At 70.1% G+C, this 16,972-nt stretch carries 16 protein-coding genes; all 16 read right to left on the bottom strand.

Translation table 11 applies throughout. From position 1 onward, the window contains the following. Position 1: 1 nt before the first annotated feature. The gene (gene nuoH / locus AC1UKG_RS21280) at positions 2–1,345 is read right to left on the bottom strand and encodes an NADH-quinone oxidoreductase subunit NuoH (protein WP_018743827.1); all 1,344 of its coding nucleotides are present in this window, start codon (positions 1,343–1,345) and stop codon (positions 2–4) included. Between the two features lie 61 nt (positions 1,346–1,406). Then, positions 1,407–3,926 carry an NADH-quinone oxidoreductase subunit G gene (locus tag AC1UKG_RS21275; protein WP_018743826.1) on the bottom strand — a complete coding sequence of 840 codons (2,520 nt, stop codon included), beginning with the start codon at positions 3,924–3,926 and terminating at the stop codon, positions 1,407–1,409. Beyond that, entirely contained in the window at positions 3,926–5,257 is a 1,332-nt protein-coding gene (gene nuoF, locus AC1UKG_RS21270) for an NADH-quinone oxidoreductase subunit NuoF (protein ID WP_018743825.1), read from the bottom strand. Before nuoF ends, AC1UKG_RS21275 begins: the two co-directional genes overlap by 1 nt. Continuing rightward, entirely contained in the window at positions 5,254–6,159 is a 906-nt protein-coding gene (nuoE, locus tag AC1UKG_RS21265; protein WP_018743824.1) for an NADH-quinone oxidoreductase subunit NuoE, read from the bottom strand. The genes nuoF and nuoE overlap by 4 nt, the downstream gene beginning before the upstream one ends. A 32-nt stretch (positions 6,160–6,191) precedes the next feature. Further along, entirely contained in the window at positions 6,192–7,517 is a 1,326-nt protein-coding gene (locus AC1UKG_RS21260) for an NADH-quinone oxidoreductase subunit D (RefSeq protein ID WP_018252579.1), read from the bottom strand. A gap of 43 nt (positions 7,518–7,560) precedes the next feature. After that, on the bottom strand, positions 7,561–8,298 hold the full coding sequence (locus AC1UKG_RS21255) for an NADH-quinone oxidoreductase subunit C (RefSeq protein ID WP_018731233.1): 738 nt from the start codon (positions 8,296–8,298) through the stop codon (positions 7,561–7,563). Between the two features lie 43 nt (positions 8,299–8,341). Beyond that, the gene (locus AC1UKG_RS21250; RefSeq protein WP_018731232.1) at positions 8,342–9,022 is read right to left on the bottom strand and encodes a NuoB/complex I 20 kDa subunit family protein; all 681 of its coding nucleotides are present in this window, start codon (positions 9,020–9,022) and stop codon (positions 8,342–8,344) included. A gap of 14 nt (positions 9,023–9,036) precedes the next feature. Further along, positions 9,037–9,402, bottom strand: a complete 366-nt coding sequence (locus AC1UKG_RS21245) for an NADH-quinone oxidoreductase subunit A (protein ID WP_018814407.1) — start codon at positions 9,400–9,402, stop codon at positions 9,037–9,039. 111 nt (positions 9,403–9,513) lie between these two features. After that, positions 9,514–10,785 (bottom strand): geranylgeranyl reductase family protein, encoded by a 1,272-nt coding sequence (locus AC1UKG_RS21240; protein ID WP_018743821.1) that lies wholly within the window; start codon positions 10,783–10,785, stop codon positions 9,514–9,516. 206 nt (positions 10,786–10,991) lie between these two features. Then, positions 10,992–11,699 carry a demethylmenaquinone methyltransferase gene (locus AC1UKG_RS21235; protein WP_018743820.1) on the bottom strand — a complete coding sequence of 236 codons (708 nt, stop codon included), beginning with the start codon at positions 11,697–11,699 and terminating at the stop codon, positions 10,992–10,994. A gap of 97 nt (positions 11,700–11,796) precedes the next feature. Next, positions 11,797–12,987: a cyclic dehypoxanthinyl futalosine synthase gene (gene mqnC, locus AC1UKG_RS21230; RefSeq protein WP_018743819.1), complete on the bottom strand. Its 1,191-nt coding sequence runs from the start codon at positions 12,985–12,987 to the stop codon at positions 11,797–11,799. A gap of 126 nt (positions 12,988–13,113) precedes the next feature. Beyond that, entirely contained in the window at positions 13,114–14,223 is a 1,110-nt protein-coding gene (paaE, locus tag AC1UKG_RS21225; protein WP_018743818.1) for a 1,2-phenylacetyl-CoA epoxidase subunit PaaE, read from the bottom strand. Further along, on the bottom strand, positions 14,220–14,696 hold the full coding sequence (gene paaD, locus AC1UKG_RS21220; protein ID WP_018743817.1) for a 1,2-phenylacetyl-CoA epoxidase subunit PaaD: 477 nt from the start codon (positions 14,694–14,696) through the stop codon (positions 14,220–14,222). The genes paaE and paaD overlap by 4 nt, the downstream gene beginning before the upstream one ends. Next, positions 14,693–15,496: a 1,2-phenylacetyl-CoA epoxidase subunit PaaC gene (paaC, locus tag AC1UKG_RS21215; protein WP_482643135.1), complete on the bottom strand. Its 804-nt coding sequence runs from the start codon at positions 15,494–15,496 to the stop codon at positions 14,693–14,695. The genes paaD and paaC overlap by 4 nt, the downstream gene beginning before the upstream one ends. Next, on the bottom strand, positions 15,493–15,810 hold the full coding sequence (gene paaB, locus AC1UKG_RS21210; RefSeq protein WP_018743815.1) for a 1,2-phenylacetyl-CoA epoxidase subunit PaaB: 318 nt from the start codon (positions 15,808–15,810) through the stop codon (positions 15,493–15,495). Before paaB ends, paaC begins: the two co-directional genes overlap by 4 nt. Beyond that, positions 15,807–16,877 (bottom strand): 1,2-phenylacetyl-CoA epoxidase subunit PaaA, encoded by a 1,071-nt coding sequence (paaA, locus tag AC1UKG_RS21205; protein ID WP_482643136.1) that lies wholly within the window; start codon positions 16,875–16,877, stop codon positions 15,807–15,809. The genes paaB and paaA overlap by 4 nt, the downstream gene beginning before the upstream one ends. Between the last annotated feature and the right edge of the window lie 95 nt (positions 16,878–16,972).

Raw genomic sequence — 16,972 nt, 5'->3', positions numbered from 1 at the left:
GTCACACCTCCCTGGAGTCCGTGTCGGCGAGGTTGGCCGGCTCCCGCTCGGCGACGATGCGTTGGGTCCGCGGGCTCGGTGGTACCTGAAGGTCCAGCGGCGGCAGCGGGAAGCTGCCCGACGGCCGGTTGTTGACCTCTTCGGCCAGCGTCGGCTTCGGCCCCGGCCGACGGCTCGGCCAGATCAGGGTGGCGACCAGCACCACACCGGCGATGGCCCCGTAGAGGATCAGCCGGTCCGCGCGCTCCCAACCCTGGGTCTTCAACCAAGCCGCCAGCACCAGAATCCACACCAGGTTGAGCGGAAGCAGGACCTTCCAGCCGAGGCGCATGAACTGGTCGTAGCGGAGCCGGGGCAGGGTGCCCCGCAGCCAGACGAAGACGAAGACGAGGAGGAGGACCTTGCCAAAGAACCACAGCATCGGCCACCAGCCGGCGTTCGCCCCGTCCCAGATGCTGAGCGGCCAGGGCGCGCGCCAGCCGCCGAGGAAGAGCGTCACCGTGAACGCCGACATGGTCACCATGGCGACGTACTCGGAGAGCATGATCAGCGCGAACTTCAGCGAGCTGTACTCCGTCATGAAGCCGGCGACCAGCTCGGACTCCGCCTCGGGCAGGTCGAACGGGGCCCGGTTGGTCTCCCCGACGATGGCGATGAAGAAAATTACGAAGCTCGGGAAGAGCAGGATCGCGTACCAGCCGGGTGCCGAGACATCGAAACCGAAGAACTCGAGCTGGGGGCGTTCTCCCTGGGCCGCGACGATCCCGCTGGTCGACATCGTGCCCGAGAGCATGAAGACCGCCACGATGGAGAGGCCCAGCGCGATCTCATACGAGATCAGCTGCGCGGCGGAGCGCAGGCCGCCCAGGAGCGGGTAGGTCGACCCGGAGGCCCAGCCCGCCAGCACCACGCCGTAGACCGCCATCGACGAGCAGGCCAGCACCAGCAGTACCGCCACCGAGACGTCGGTGACCTGCAACGGCGTCTGGTGCCCGAAGATGCTGACCATCGGGCCGAAGGGCATCACCGACAGCGCGGTGACCGCACAGACCACCGAGATGACCGGGGCGAAGAAATAGACGACCTTGTCCGCGGAGCGCGGCAGGATGTCCTCCTTGAAGGCCATCTTCATGCCGTCCGCGAGCGTCTGGAGCAGACCGAACGGGCCGAGCTGGTTGGGACCCGGCCGGACCGCCATCCGGCCGACAACCCGCCGCTCGAACCAGACGCCGAGCAGTGTGGCCAGCAGACCGAACGCGAACGCGAAGACAATCTTGATCAGGACCAGCCACCAGGGGTCCCGGCCAAAATCGGCCAGCGTCGGTTCCTGGGCGAGGAAGGTCACTGTGCCCACCTTTCGGTCGCGACTGCGGGGCTGACTCGCCCCACTCGTGCTCTCCCCACCCTCACTGGACACCACCGGAGTTGAGGAGCGGGCCCGGACGGCCGGTCGCGTCGGCGGCGACCGGTGCGTCGGACTGCGGAGGAACGGTCGAGCCGGTCGTACCGGCGGAGATCCGCACGACCGCCCCGCTCGCGACGCCGAGGCTGCGGCGGAGGGTCGATCCGGGCGAGTTGGTGGGCAGCCAGACCACGCCGTCCGGCATCTCGGTCACCACCACCGGCAGGGTCACGCCGCCGCGTTCGGTGCCGACGGTCACCGCGTCCGAGTCGGCGACACCGATTGACTCCGCGGTGCTCCGGGACAACCGGACCATCGCCGGGCGGGCCGTACCGCCGAGGTGCTCGTCCCCGTCGGTCAGCGTTCCCAGGTCGATCAGCTGGTGCCAGGTGGCCAACACCGCCTCGCCGGCGCCCGGCTGCGGCACAGCCGCCGGGGCCACCGTGGGCGGGGCCGGCTTCGTGGTCCGGGTACGCGGCAGTTCACCCAACTCGCGGCGGACGGCCGGCACGTCAGCGGTGCCGAGCCGCACGTCGAGCTGCGCGGCGAGCGCGTCCAGCACCCGGCCGTCGGTCATCGCGGCGGTGTTCAGCACCGCCTCGAAGGGGCGGAGCCGCCCCTCCCAGTCCAGGAAGCTTCCCGCCTTCTCCAGCACCGGGGCGACCGGGAGGACCACATTCGCCCGCCGCGTCACCGCGCTGTTGCGCAGCTCCAGGCTGACCAGGAAGGGCACCGTGTCCAGCGCCTGCTCGGCCAGTCGGGGGTCGGCCAGGTCCGCCGGGTCGACGCCGGCGACGACCAGCGCGCCGAGCTCGCCGGCGTTCGCGGCGGCGAGGATGGCGTCCGTGTCCCGGCCCGCCTGGCTCGGGATGGTTCCGGCCGGCACGTCCCACGCCTCGCCCAGCTCGGCGCGGGCGGCGGGCTCGGTGACCAGACGGCCACCGGGGAGCAGGTTCGGCAGGCAGCCCGCGTCCACCGCGCCCCGGTCGCCGGCGCGCCGCGGAACCCAGGCCAGTTTGGCGCCGGTACGCCGGGCCACCTCCGCCGCAGCGGAGAGCCCACCCGGGGTCGCGCCCAGCCGCTCACCGACGAACAGGACCGCCCCCGGCTGGCTGAGCGCCTCGGCGACCGTCGCGTGCTCGGCGAGCACACTCGCCTCCTCGCCCGGCACCACCCGGGCCAGCTTGGCACCGAGCTTCTCCAGACCACGGGTGGCGAACGGCGCGATGGCGTAGACCGTCAGGTTCTTCTTCAGGTGCGCCTTGCGCAGCCGCAGGAAGAGGATTGGGCACTCCTCCTCCGGCTCCAGGCCGACCAGCACCACCGCGGGCGCCTTCTCGATGTCGGCGTAACTGACATCGGTGGCGCCGGCGACCGAGCTGGCCAGGAAGTCGGCCTCCTCCCGGGAGACCGGCCGGGCCCGGAAGTCGAGGTCGTTGGTCTGCAGCGCGATCCGGGCGAACTTCCCGTACGCGTAGGCGTCCTCGACGGTCAGCCGACCGCCGGTGAGCACCGCCGTGCCCGACCCACCGTCGCGGGCGGCCCGCAGCCCGTCGGCGGCGACGGCCAACGCCTCGCTCCAGGAGGCTTCGCGTAGCTCGCCGGTACGCTCGTCCCGGACCAGTGGCGTGGTCAGCCGGTCGGTGGCGCGGGCGTACTGGAAGCCCCAGCGCCCCTTGTCACAGTTCCACTCTTCGTTGACCGCCGGGTCGTCGCCGGCCAGCCGCCGCAGCACCTTGCCCCGCCGCCAGTCGGTGCGCTGGGCGCAACCGGCCGAGCAGTGCTCGCAGATGCTGGGGCTGGAGACCAGGTCGAACGGGCGGGCGCGGAAGCGGTACTGCGCGCCGGTCAGCGCCCCCACCGGGCAGATCTGGATGGTGTTACCCGAGAAGTACGAGTTGAACGGCACGTCGCCGTCTTCGCTCTCCGAGTCGCCGTACGCCTCGTCCCGGTAGATATTGATCTCCTCTGCCGACGAGCGGTTCATCAGATCGATGAACTTGTCGCCGGCGATCTCCTCGGAGAACCGGGTGCACCGCTGGCAGAGCACGCACCGCTCGCGGTCGAGCAGCACCTGCGTGCTGATCTCCAGCGGCTTCTCGTACTCGCGCTTGTGCTCGTGGAACCGGGAGTCGGTACGGCCAGTCGACATCGCCTGGTTCTGCAGCGGGCACTCGCCGCCCTTGTCGCACATCGGGCAGTCGAGTGGGTGATTGACGAGCAGCAGCTCCATCATCCCCTCCTGCGCCTTCTTGGCGACCGGGGAGGAGAGCTGCGTCTTCACCACCATGCCGTCCGCGACGGTCTGGGTGCAGGAGGCGACCGGCTTGCGCTGCCCCTCCACCTCGACCAGGCACTGCCGGCAGGCCCCCACCGGGGCCAGCAGGGGGTGGTCGCAGAACCGAGGGATCTCGACGCCCATCTGCTCGGCCACCCGGATCACCAGCTCCCCCTTGGGGGCGGTGACCTCAATGCCATCGATGGTGAGCGTGACCGTCTCGGTCTGCTTGGCTACGTCCGTCATCAGTGGGCTCCCACCAACTGCTTGTCGGAAAGCTTCGGTGCGGTCCGGCCCTCGACATAGTCGAGGTAGTCCTGCTTGAAGTACTTCAACGAGGAGGTCACCGGGCTGGTGGCACCGTCACCGAGGCCGCAGAACGAGCGGCCGAGAATGTTGTCGCAGGTGTCCAGGAGCGTGTCCAGATCCTCCTGGGTGCCCTGGCCGGAGAGGATCCGGCGGTAGATCCGGACCATCCAGTAGTTGCCCTCCCGGCACGGGGTGCACTTGCCGCACGACTCGTGGTGGTAGAACTCCAGCCACCGGTACGTCGCGTAGACCGGGCAGTCCTGGTCGGAGAAGATCTGCGTCGCCGTGGTGCCGAGAATCGACCCCGCCGCCGCCACTCCCTCGAAGTCCAGCGGCACATCCAGGTGGTCGGCGGTCAGCAGCGGCGTTGACGAGCCGCCCGGCGTCCAGAACCGCAGCGAGTGCCCCGGCTGCATACCGCCGGCCAGCTCGATCAGCTCACGCAGCGTGACACCCATCGAGCACTCGAACTGGCCCGGGTTCACGACCCGGCCGGAGAGCGAGTAGATCATCGGCCCGGAGGACTTCTCCGTGCCCATGCTCCGCCACCAGGCGGCGCCCCCCAACACGAGGTAGGGAACCGAGGCGATGGTGCCGACGTTGTTCACCACCGTCGGGCTGGCGTACAGACCGTGGGTCGCCGGGAACGGCGGGCGCAGCCGGGGCTGGCCGCGGAACCCCTCCAGCGAATCCAGAAGCGCGGTCTCCTCACCGCAGATGTACGCCCCGGCGCCCGAGTGCACCACCAGCTCCAGGTCGAAGCCGCTGCCGAGGATGTTCTTCCCGAGGTAGTTCCGGGCGTACGCCTCCTGCACCGCGTGCCGCAGCCGGCGGGCGGCGTGCACCGCCTCGCCGCGGATGTAGATGTAGGCACGGTTGGCCCGGATCGCGTACGACGCGATGATCACACCCTCGATCAGGGAGTGCGGGTCGTGCGTCATCAGCGGCAGGTCCTTGCAGGTGCCCGGCTCGCCCTCGTCCGCGTTGACCACCAGGTAGTGCGGTCGCGTCGGGGCCTTGCCGTCCGGCTCCTGCGGGATGAAACCCCACTTGAGACCGGTCGGGAAGCCCGCCCCGCCCCGGCCGCGCAGCCCGGAGTCCTTGACCAGCTGGATCAGGTCGTCCGGGTGGGCACCCAACGCCTTGCGAAGCGCGGCGTACCCGTCCAGCCGCTCATAGGTGCCGATCCGCCAGGCGTCCGGCGACAGCCAGCGCTTGGTCAGCACCGGCGTGAGCTTGGCCAGCGTCTCCGACCGAGGAGTGGTCACTGGTCTGCGCCCCTTTCGTTCCCGGCCGCATCTCCCATGCCCGCCGCTGCGTCCTTCAACGAGCGTTCCTTCACCGGCGCCTCGTCCCCCGCGGGCTTGGCGTCACTGGCGGGTTTGGCGTAGCCAGCCGGCCGGCTCTCCGTGGCCGCGCCAGCCGAAGCGGCGGCAGGCTTGGCCTCGGCCTTCGCCTTCGCCTCGGCGGCGGCCTGCTCGGCCTCGGCCTTGCTGCGAATCGGCGTGTTCGGGTCGAAGCCGGCGACCGCGATGCCGTGCTCCTGCGCCAGCCGCAGCCCGCGCACGGTCGGCTCGCCGGGGACCCCGTCGGCGACCGCGCCCTCGCGCTCGTCAGCGAAGCCGGCGAGCTGCACCGACATCTCCTTCAGCTGGCAGAGCCGAGCCCCACGACTCGGCTTCGGCCGGTTACCGGCACGCAGCTCGTCAACCACGCCGACCGCCGTCTTCGGGTCCACGTTGTCAAAGAAGTCGTAGTTGACCGTCATCACCGGTCCGTAGTCGCACGCCGCCAGGCACTCGGCGTGCTCCAGCGTGACGGTGCCGTCGGCCGTGGTCTCCTCGTGTCCGACACCGAGGTGCTCGACCAGGGTGTCGTACACCTCCTGGCCGCCCAGCACGTTGCACATCGTGTTGGTGCAGACGCTGACCAGCCAGTCACCGGTCGGCCGGCGCTTGTACATCGTGTAGAACGAGGCAACCGCACCGACCTGAGCCTTGTTCAGTCCCAGCACCTCGGCGCAGAACGTGATGCCGGCCGGAGAGACATACCCCTCCTCCGACTGCACCAGGTGCAGCAGCGGCAGCAACGCCGAGCGGGACCGATCGGCCGGATACCGAGCGATGATCTCCCGGGCCCGCGCCCGGGTCTCCTCGGAAAACACGGTCATCGGTGCCCCCTTTCCGTTCGCGACTGCGTCACTCACCGGTCACACCCACCCATCACCGGGTCCAGCGAGGCGCCACCGGCGATCACGTCGGCGATCAGGCCACCCTCGGCCATCGCCGGCAGGGCCTGCAGGTTGACGAAGCTCGGCTCCCGGTAGTGCACCCGGTACGGCCGGGTCCCCCCGTCGGAGACCGCGTGCACGCCCAGCTCACCCCGGGGTGCCTCGATGCCCACGTACACCTGACCGGGCGGGACCCGGAAGCCCTCGGTGACGAGCTTGAAGTGATGGATCAGCGACTCCATCGACTGCCCCATGATCTTCGCCACGTGCTCCAGCGAGTTACCCATGCCGTCAACACCGATGGCGAGCTGCGCCGGCCAGGCGATCTTCCGATCCGCCACCATCACCGGGCCCGGCCGGAGCCGGTCCACCGCCTGCTCGACGAGCTTCAACGACTCCCGAATCTCGGCCAGCCGGACCAGGTACCGGCCCCAGACGTCACCGTCGGTGTGGGTCGGCACGTCGAACTCGTACGTCTCGTAGCCGCAGTACGGCATCGTCTTGCGCAGGTCCCAGGCGAGGCCGGCGGAGCGCAGCACCGGGCCGGTCACACCCATCGCGAGGCAGCCGGTCGCGTCGAGCACCCCGACGTTCTGCGTCCGCTCCAGCCAGATCGGCTGACCGGAGAGCATCTTCTCGTACTCCGCGAGCTTCTTCGGCATCAGCTTCAAGAAGTCACGGATCTTGGCGATCGCCTCGTCCGGCACATCCTGCGCCACCCCACCCGGGCGGACGTAGGCGTGGTTCATCCGCAGCCCGGTGATCAGCTCGAAGATCTCCAGGACGTACTCCCGCTCCCGGAAGCCGTAGAGCATCATGTTGATCGCGCCCAGCTCCATGGCCGTGGTGGCCACCCAGACCAGGTGCGAGGAGATCCGGTTGAGCTCCATCATCAGGACCCGGATGGTCGTCGCCCGCTCGGTGATCTGCTCCTCGATGCCGAGCAGCTTCTCCACCGCCAGCGCGTAGGCCGTCTCGTTGAACAACGGGGCGAGGTAGTCCATCCGGGTCACGAAGGCCGAGCCCTGAACCCAGTTCCGGAACTCCATGTTCTTCTCGATGCCGGTGTGCAGGTAGCCGACGACCGAGCGGAGCTCACGGACCGTCTCGCCCTCCAGCTCCAGGACCAGCCGGAGCACCCCGTGCGTGGACGGGTGCTGCGGACCCATGTTGACGACGATCCGCTCGTCGTTGATCGGGTCCGTGCCGGAGAGGACGACATCCCAGTCCCCGCCGGTGACGGTAAAGACCTTGCCCTCGGCGGTCTCCCGCTCGGTGGCGTAGTTGGACGCGCTCACTCTACCTGCCCTCCGTTCGCGACTGCGGGGCTCGCAAGCTCACTCACTGGTACGACCTCCGGCGGTCCGGCGGCGGGATTTCGGCGCCCTTGTACTCCACCGGCACACCACCCAGCGGATAGTCCTTGCGCTGCGGGTGGCCCTCCCAGTCATCCGGCATGAGGATCCGGGTCAGGCCGGGGTGTCCGTCGAAGATGACGCCGAACATGTCGTACGCCTCCCGCTCCTGCCAGTCGGCGGTCGGGTAGACGCTGGTCACGCTGGGTAGGTGCGGGTCCTCGGCGGAAACCGCCGTCTCCAGCCGAACCTGACGCCGGTACGTCATCGAGGTCAGCTGGTAGACCACGTGCAGCCGGCGGGCGTCGGCGCCGAGGTAGTCCACCCCGGATACCGACGAGAGGAGCTCGAACCGGAGCGAGAGGTCGTCCCGCATCACCTGGCAGACCTCGGCGATCCGCTCCGGGCGGATGTGCAGGGTCAGCTCACCCCGGTCGACCACGACCTTCTCGATCGCCTCGCCGAAGGCCGGGTACGCCTCCTCCAGCGCATCGGTGACCTCGTCGAAGTAGCCGCCGTACGGCCGGGTAGCCGCCTCGATCGACCGTTGCGGGCGGACCAACCCGCCGTAGCCGGAGACATCGCCGGTGCCCTGGTCACCGAACATTCCCCGCCCGGCGGGGCTCGACGGGGGCAGCTCAGCCGGAGCGCCGCCGGTGGCCCCGGCCGGGGTCACCGGTACCGGCACGCCGCCGTCGTCCGTCCTGTCCTGGGGTGCGCTCATGTCACCGGCCCTCCGTTCACGACCGCGGGGCTCGCAGGCTCAATCACTTCTTCAACCCCTCGTACTGCTGCAGGTGGGGCTGGGCCTTCATCCAGTTCTCAATCCGCAGCTGCTCCTCGCGTCCCTCGCGGACAGCCTTCGTCCACTCGGCGCGACGGGCCTTGTCGCTGCGGTACGACGACGGCATCGACCCGTAGGGCACGACCGGCACGTCACCGCGCGCCTTGCGGGCCTCCAGCATCTTGCGGCCGTTCGGACCGAGGGGCTCATGCATGATCTTCTCGCGGAGCTTGAGGACCGCGTCGATGAGCATCTCCGGCCGGGGCGGGCAGCCGGGCAGGTACATGTCCACCGGCACGACGTGGTCAACGCCCTGGACGATCGCGTAGTTGTTGAACATGCCGCCGCTGCTGGCGCAGACGCCCATCGACAGCACCCAGCGGGGCTCGGCCATCTGGTCGTAGATCTGCCGGAGCACCGGGGCCATCTTCTGGCTCACCCGCCCGGCAACGATCATCAGGTCCGCCTGCCGGGGTGAGGCCCGGAAGACCTCCATGCCCCAACGGCCCATGTCGTAGTGGGGGCCGCCGGCCGCCATCATCTCGATGGCGCAGCAGGCGAGGCCGAAGGTGGCCCCCCAGACCGACGACTTACGCGACCAGTTGACGAACTTCTCCACCGAGGTGAGCAGGACACCGGCGGGGAGTTTCTCCTCGATACCCATCTACGGTTCCTTCCTCAGTCCCAGTCCAGGCCGCCGCGACGCCACACGTAGGCGTACGCGACGAGGACCGCGACGATGAACAGGACCATCTCCACGAGGCCGAAGATCGGCAGGGCATCGAACGTGACAGCCCAGGGAAGAAGGAAGATGATCTCGATGTCGAAGACGATGAAGAGCATCGCCGTCAGGTAGAACTTGATCGGAAACCGGCCACCGCCGACGGGCTGCGGGCTCGGCTCGATTCCACACTCGTACGCCTCGAGCTTGGCCCGGTTGTAACGGCGTGGGCCGGCGAGGCGAGCGGCTGCCACGGAGAACAGCGCGAACGCCGCGGCGAGGGCGAACAACCCGATGATCGGTATGTAAGGCGAGAGCGACATCGTTTCTCCTGCTCGTCCTTCCCTGCCCTCGATGCTGGACAAATATCACACTATTCACATCCCGGTCGGCGACTGCCGGCGGGGTCAAAACACACCGCGATCCAGACCGCGTCACACAGCTGGCGCCGCCTTCGTCATCGCGTTGATGACCCGGTCCATCGCGTCCCCGTCGCGCGGGTCGGTCAGGTTGGCCAACAACTTGAGCACGAAGCGCATCAACATCGGGTGCGGCAGGCCGTACTTCGTGGCAGCCCGCATGATCTCGGGACGGCCGATCAGCTTCACGAAGATCCCGCCGAGCCGGTAGTAACCGCCGAACCGGGCCTTCAGCTCCGCCGGGTACGCCATCAACGCGCGCTCCCGCTCGACGCCGGCCGAACGGGCGAGCGCCTGCACCGCGACCTCCGCGGCCAGCTCACCCGACTCCATCGCGTACGCGATGCCCTCGCCGTTGAACGGGTTGACCATGCCGCCGGAGTCACCGACGAGCAGCGTTCCGCGCGAGTAGTGGGGCACCCGGTTGAAGCCCATCGGCAGCGCCGCGCCGAGGATCGACCCCTCGGCGTTGGCCTCGTCGGCGATCCCCCACTCCTCGGGGGTGTTGGCGAGCCAGTCGGTGAGCAGCCGCCGGTAGTTCGTCTTACCGAACGCGGCGGAGGAGTTCAGCACCCCCAGGCCGACGTTCACCCGGCCGTCACCCAGTCCAAAGATCCAGCCGTAGCCGGGCAGGAGCGCGTCGCTGCCCTTGCGGCGCAGCTCCAGCCAGGACTCGAGGTAGTTGTCGTCGTGCTTGGCCGGGCAGCGGTAGTACCGCCGGACAGCCACGCCGAGCGGTCGGTCATCCCGCTTGGCCAGCCCGAGGGCGAGCGGGAAACGGCCGGAGACGCCGTCCGCGGCGACCACGAGGGGCGCCCGGAAGGTAGCCGGCTCCCGATCCGGGCCGACCGCCGCCTCGACCCCGACCACCCGGCCGGCACGGTCGAAGATCGGGGCGGTGACCTCAACCTCGGTGCGCAGCTCGGCACCGGCGGCGACGGCACGCCGGGCGAGCAGTTCGTCGAAGTCCAGCCGGGGACGCACCAGGCCGTAGTTGGGGAAGCTGGCCAGGTCGGGCCAGTCCAGCTCGAGTCGGAGGCCACCGCCGACGACCCGTAGGCCACGGTTGCGCACCCAGCCCGCCTCGGCCGAGGTGTCCACGCCCATCCGCACCAGCTGGCGCACCGCGCGCGGGGTCAACCCGTCGCCGCAGACCTTCTCCCGCGGGAACTCGGTCTTCTCCAGCAGCAACACTCGGACACCGTGCTGGGCCAGGTGGTACGCGGTCGCCGAACCACCTGGGCCCGCGCCCACGACGATCACCTCGGCGTCGTTCTCCGTGGTCATCCGCACCCTCCCTCCCGCACGCTCGTGAAAACGTTCACAAGCCAGACGGTACGGAGTCTATGACCGGCCAGGCGGCGGTGACATATTAGGGGCACCTAACTTGAAAGAAAGCCGCCGGTCAGCAGCGGCAGGGCCGGCGTAGCCGGCCACTTCGTCACGAATCAACGTGGACGCAGCCGTCCTCGCCCGAGGCGCCGGCGCCACCGTCACGGCCGGAGGGCACGATGCAGCGCAACGATGCCGCCGGTCAGATTGCGCCAGGCCACCCGCTGCCAGCCCGCCGACCCGATCTGCTCCGCCAGTGCCGCCTGATCCGGCCACGCGCGGATCGACTCCGCCAGGTAGACGTACGCGTCCGGACTGCTCGCCACCGACCGCGCCACCGCCGGCAGCGACCGCATCAGATACGACAGGTAGATCGTGCGGAAGACGGGGTTGACCGGGGTGCTGAACTCGCAGACCACCAGCCGGCCACCGGGCTTCGTGACCCGGGCCAACTCGCGCAGCGCCGCGTCCGTGTCCTGCACGTTGCGCAGCGCGAAGGAGATGGTCACCGCGTCGAAGCTGGCATCGGCGAAGGGCAACCGCAGCGCGTCCCCGGCCAACAGGGGCACCTCGGGGCGGGTCCGCCGGCCTGCGGCCAGCATCCCCAGGGAAAGGTCGGCGCCGACCGCGTACGCCCCCGAGCGGGCGAGCTCCCCGGTCGAGACACCCGTGCCGGCGCCCACGTCCAACACCCGCTCGCCGGGCCGCAGGTCCAGCGCGGCCCGGGTCGCCCGCCGCCAGGACCGGTCCTGCCCGAAGGAGAGAACGGTGTTCGTCAGGTCATAGCGGGCGGCCACGCCGTCGAACATCGTGGCGACCTCGTGCGGCTGCTTGTCCAGGCTGGCGCGCTGGCCCTGAGACGTACTCACCCCTCCACTGTGCCAGCCGTCGCACCTCCCGCCGGGAGGGCCCCCTACCAGGCCATCCGCGCCGCGAGAGCAACAGCAGCAGCGCCGCCGGCCACCCTCAGCCGACGTCAACCAGTGGCAGCGTCTTCCCGGCGCCGCCGCCGGGCAGGGCGATCGACGAGAAGTGCGACACCACCCGGTCGTCCCGCGGGTCCTCGGCGGGAGTGTGGTGCACGGCGAGCCGCCGGTAGTGGGTGTCCCGCTGGGCGGGGGTCCGGTCCGCCGACCGGATCATCCCGATCAGGTCGTGCAGGTTCGAACGGTGCCGCGCCCCGGCCGAGGAGATGACGTTCTCCTCCAGCATGATCGAGCCCAGATCGTCAACCCCCATGTGCAGCGCGAGCTGGCCGACATCCTTGCCGGTGGTGAGCCATGACGCCTGGAGGTGCGGCACGGTCTCGAAGAAGAGCCGGGACACCGCCACCAGCCGCAGGTACTCCAGGGTGGTGGCCTGGGTCCGACCCTTGAGATGGTTGTTCTCCGGCTGATAGGTCCACGGGATGAAGGCCCGGAAACCCCGCGTCCGGTCCTGCACGTCGCGGATCATCCGGAGGTGCTCGATCCGCTCGGTGGCAGTCTCCCCGGTGCCCATCATCATCGTCGCGGTCGACTCGACGCCCTGCTGGTGGGCGAGCTCCATCACCTCGAGCCAGCGCTCACCGGACTCCTTCAGCGGCGCGATCGCCTTCCGCGGCCGGGCCGGCAGCATCTCGGCGCCGGCGCCCGCGATCGAGTCCAGGCCGGCCGTCCTGATCCGGGTGATGGCCTCGGTCAGACCCACCCCGGACACCTTCGCCATGTGCAGGATCTCGCTCGGGCCGATCGAATGGATGGCGAGCTGCGGGTAGGCCCGCTTCACCGAGGAGAAGAGCTCCTCGTAATACTCCACCCCGTAGTCGGGATGATGCCCACCCTGCAGCATCACCTGGGTGGCGCCCAACTCGACGGCCTCGCCGCAGCGGCGCAGGATCTCCTCCGTCGGGTGGGTCCAGCCCTCCCGGTGCTTGGGCGCCCGGTAGAAGGCGCAGAACCGGCACGCCGTCACACAGACGTTCGTGTAGTTGATGTTGCGGTCGATCAGGTACGTGACGATGTTGTCCGGGTACCACCGCCGCCGTACCGTGTCGGCCGCCTCACCCAGCGCGTGCAAGGGCGCTTCGGTGTAGAGCAGCAGGGCCTCCTCAGGCGTGATCCGCCCACCGTCCGCGCCGCGCTGCAGGATGTCGTCGATCTCCCGGCTCACCGTCACGCTCCCGAGCCTACGTCGCCCCGGCCCGACCGGTGACGAGCGGCCACCGGCGGTGTGAGCTCTCCGGCCGTTGACCCGCCGCCGCCCGGATGGCCGACCGTCCGCGGCCGGCACCGTCCCGCTGGCTCAGGCATCGTAGTCAACCGTGAGCTGATCGGTGGTCGGGCTGGACTGACAGGTGAGGACGTAGCCCGCGGCCAGCTCGTCCGGCTCCAGCGCGTAGTTGCGGGCCATCGTCACCTCACCGGCCACGACCTTCGCCCGGCAGGTCGAGCAGACGCCCCCCTTACACGCGTACGGCAGCTCCGCGCGGACCCGCAGCGCCGCGTCCAGCACCCGGTCCGACCGGTCCATGGTCACCGTTGACGAGCGCCCGTCCAGGACGATCGTGACCTCGGTACCCGCCGCCGGCTGGCGCTCGGGGCGGCGTACCGGCTCCGGGGGCGCATCGACGTGGAAGAGCTCGGCGTGCACCGCGGCCTCCGGGACGCCCCGGGCGGTCAGGACCCGCCGGGCGTCGGTCACCATCCCGTACGGGCCGCAGAGGAACCACTCCTCGATCGCCTCACCCGGCACGATCGTCTCCAGCAGCCGACCCAGCCGCTCGGCGTCGATCCGGCCGGAGAGCAGGGGGGACTCGCCCCGCTCACGGGAGAGCACGTGGACCAGGTGCAGCCGGGTCGGGTACCGGTCCTTCAGGTCGGCGAGCTCCTCGGCGAACATCACGGTGCTCGCCGAACGGTTGCCGTACACCAGGGTGAAGGTGCTGGCGGGCTCGACGGCCAGGGCCGTGCTCACCAGGGAGAGCACCGGGGTGATGCCGGAGCCGGCGACCACCGCCGCGTAGGCGCGCACCCGGTCCGGACGCAGCGCGGTGGTGAAGTGGCCGAGCGGCGGCAGCACCTCGACGGTGTCACCGCCACGTAGCGCCGCACAGGCGTACGCAGAGAAGGCGCCGCCGGGGATCTCCCGGACCCCGATCCGCAGCAACCCCCGCTCGGCCAGGTCCTGGGGCGTCGAGCAGATCGAGTACGAGCGCCGTACCTCCTCGCCCTGCTCCGCCGTCCGGCGCACGGTCAGGTGCTGGCCGGGCGCGAACGCGAAGATCGCGCGCAGCTCGTCCGGTACGGCGAAGGTGACCGCCACCGCGTCGGCGGTGAGCCGGTCAACGGTGGCGACGGGCAGCGGGTGGAAGACCGGCCGACGACGGGTCGGCCGAGTGATCGTGACAGTCACAGTGCCTTCAGGTGGTCGAAGGGTTCAGTACAGGATCGGCAGCGTCGTAAAGCCTTACACGCGGTCGAACCGAAGCGGCTGATCTGCTCGGTCTCCGGGGATCCGCACCACGGGCAGCGGACCGTCAGGGTCAGCGGCACCGGGCCGGTGGGGCGGACCGGAGCGGGTGGGGCGATGCCGGCACGGGCGAGTTTCGCCCGCCCCGCCTCGGTGATCCAGTCGGTGCTCCACGGCGGCGTGTAGACGGTACGGACCTCGGCCTGAGGATGGCCGACGGCGGCGAGCGCCCGACGGATGTCGGCCCGGATCACATCCATCGCCGGGCAACCGGTGTAGGTGGGGGTGATGGTGACCACCACCCGGCCGGTGACCGGCTCCTCGTCAACCGACCGCAGGATGCCGAGCTCCTCGATGGTGATCACCCGGATCTCGGGGTCCACCACCGCGCCCACCGCGGCCCGGGCGGTCGTCACCAGGACGCTCCGGGATGAGCTCGGTGCAGCACCTGCAGCTCGGCGAGCAGGTACGACAGGTGCTCGGTGTGCACGCCGCTCCGGCCGCCATCCGGCGTCCAGGCGGTCTCGGGCACCGTCAACGTGGCCTCGGCGAGCACGCCGGAGACGACCGAGTCGAAGTCGACGCGCAGGGTGGTCGGGTCGATCGGCGCGGCCGGGTCCAGCGCGAGGAGTTCGTGCGTGTACGGCCAGACCTCGTCGACCGCCGCCTGCATCCGGCGATGCGACTCGTCGGTGCCGTCGCCGAGCCGCCGCACCCACAACGAGGCGTGATCCAGGTGGTAGGCCGACTCCTTGCGCGCCTTCGCCCCGATCTCGGCCAGCCGCTCGTCGCCGCAGCTGGCCAGCGCGGTGTAGAGCGGCACCTGGTACGCCGCCAGGAAGAGCAGCTTCGCCATGGTCAGCGCGAAGTCGCCGTTGGGCAGCTCGACCAGGAGGCAGTTGCGGAAATCCCGGTCGTCGCGCCGGTACGCCAGCGCGTCCTCGTCCCGCCCGGCTCCCTCCAACTCACCCGCGTAGGTCAGCAGCAGGCGCGCCGCCCCGAGCTGGTCGAGGGCGATGTTGGCCAGGGCGATGTCCTCTTCCATCTCCGGCCCGTGGGTGCACCACTGGGCCAACCGCTGGGCCGCGACGAGCGCGTCGTCGGCGAGGCCCAGGACGAAGTCGAAGCGGTCGGTGCCGGCCTCCGGCGCGGCCTGCACGGCCCCCGGCGCGGTCTGCACGGACCCCGGCGCGGTCTGTTCGGCATGCGTGGTCACAGGTGAGCAGCCCCCTCCGGCACCTCGTAGAAGGTCGGGTGCCGATAGACCTTGTCGGCCGCCGGGTCGAAGAAGGCGTCCTTCTCGTCCGGGCTCGACGCGGTGATGGCGGCGGCCGGCAGCACCCAGATCGACACCCCCTCCTGTCGCCGGGTGTAGAGGTCCCGGGCGTGGCGCAGGGCCAGCTCGGCGTCGGCCGCGTGCAGGCTGCCGACGTGGGTGTGCGCCAGCCCGCGCCGGGCCCGGACGAAGACCTCCCAGAGCGGCGCCGGTGCCCCACCCGGCTGTCCGGTCGGCTCGCTGTACTCGCTCACGCCACCTTCTCCTTCTGCTCCGCCAGCTCCTTCTTGTTCGTCTGCTTGGCCGCGTACGCGGCGGCGGCGTCCCGGACCCAGGCGCCCTCCCGGTGCGCCCGGCGGCGGTGCTCCATCCGCTGCCGGTTACACGGACCCGCTCCCTTGATCACCCGCATCAGCTCCGCGTAGTCGGGCTGGGTGAAGTCATAGGCACCGCGCTCGTCGTTCCAGCGCAGCGCCGGGTCGGGGAGAGTGAGGCCGAGCACCTCGGCCTGGCCCACGCACATGTCCACGAACCGCTGGCGCAGCTCGTCGTTGGAGAAGCGCTTGATCTTCCAGGCCATCGACTGGGCGGAGTGGGTGGAGTCGGTGTCCGGCGGGCCGAACATCGCCAGTGACGGGTACCACCAGCGGTTCACCGAGTCCTGAGCCATCTCCCGCTGGGCCGGGGTGCCGTGGGCGAGGGTGTGGAGGATCTCGTACCCCTGCCGTTGGTGGAACGACTCCTCCTTGCAGATCCGGATCATCGCCCGCGCGTACGGCCCGTACGAGCAGCGGCACAGGGGCACCTGGTTGACGATCGCCGCGCCGTCCACGAGCCATCCGATCGTGCCCATGTCGGCCCAGCTGAGGGTCGGGTAGTTGAAGATCGAACTGTACTTCTGCCGGCCCGTCAGCAGCAGGTCGACCAGCTCGTCCCGGCTGACCCCGAGGGTCTCCGCGGCGGCGTAGAGGTAGAGGCCGTGGCCGGCCTCGTCCTGCACCTTCGCGAGCAGGATCGCCTTGCGTTTGAGGGAGGGGGCACGAGTGATCCAGTTGCCCTCCGGCTGCATCCCGATGATCTCGGAGTGGGCATGCTGGGCGATCTGCCGGATCAGGGTCGCGCGGTAGGCCTCCGGCATCCAGTCCCGCGGCTCGACCTTCTGGTCGGCGGCGACGACCTCGGCGAAGTAGGCCGCCGGATCGGCACCGGCGGAACCGTGCCGCCCGCGCTCGGCCGCCGCCCGCAGCGCCATCTCGGCCGCCTCGACCTCGCCGAGCAGGCCGTCGGCGGTGTCGTCGGCGGGGAAGTCATTCCCATACATGCCCCAAGTGTTACAGCTCAGCACATCAATCTCTAGGGGGTGTAACAGGTTTCCGGCCAAGAGCAGGTCACGCACCGCCCGCCGGGCAGCGTTAT

The organism is Salinispora sp. CH2A1_6, from assembly GCF_056820975.1.
This window is presented reverse-complemented; position numbering and strand designations above follow the sequence as displayed.